Origin of the sequence: Streptomyces sp. DH12 (genome assembly GCF_020873895.1) — a bacterium.
Classification (GTDB): domain Bacteria; phylum Actinomycetota; class Actinomycetes; order Streptomycetales; family Streptomycetaceae; genus Streptomyces.
The window spans coordinates 1-403 of record NZ_JAHWGT010001517.1 but is presented as its reverse complement, the minus strand read 5'-3'; the positions used below and the strand labels follow the sequence as shown (position 1 = coordinate 403).

The 403-nt window shown below is 68.5% G+C and carries 2 protein-coding genes; one reads left to right on the top strand and one right to left on the bottom strand.

The window, feature by feature from the left end:
* Nucleotides 1-4: 4 nt before the first annotated feature.
* Nucleotides 5-133: a DUF6126 family protein gene (locus LPA54_RS40845; protein WP_093767302.1), complete on the top strand. Its 129-nt coding sequence runs from the start codon at nucleotides 5-7 to the stop codon at nucleotides 131-133.
* A 24-nt stretch (nucleotides 134-157) separates the two neighbouring features.
* On the opposite strand, the gene LPA54_RS40840 is transcribed toward LPA54_RS40845, so the two are convergent.
* On the bottom strand, nucleotides 158-403 hold a 246-nt coding region (locus tag LPA54_RS40840; RefSeq protein WP_228985468.1), incomplete at its 5' end, for a tyrosine-protein phosphatase.

Genomic DNA, 403 nt, shown 5'->3' with positions numbered 1-403 from the left:
CCCCATGAGCGGCAAGGACATGGAGGAGAAGTTCCCGCGGGCCCTGTGGGTCCGGCTGTTCGTCTACGTCGTGGTCGGGCACCTCTTCGCCGCCTTCATCTACTTCCTCTTCGAGATCGCGCCGAAGAAGTAACGGCCGCGGCGGCGGACGCGGACGTCAGTCGAGCAGACGCTCGTGCAGCCGCTCCCGGTGGGCCGGCGTGAGCCCGAGCCCCTGCTCCAGGTAGGTGTCCACACCGCCCCAGGTCTCCTCGACCGTCTCGAAGGCGGCCGCCAGATACTCCTCGCGCGCGTCGAAGAGCGGGCTGAGCAGCTCCATGACCTCGGGGGAGTAGGCGTCGGGGGAGCTGCCGCTGCGGCGCACCTTGTAGCGGCGGTGCTTGGCGTTGGACTTCAGGTAGTC

Excerpts from the sequence above, each read along its gene's own strand:
- LPA54_RS40845 (WP_093767302.1), top strand. The coding sequence starts at position 5 with ATGAGCGGCAAGGACATGGAGGAGAAGTTCCCGCGGGCCCTGTGGGTC.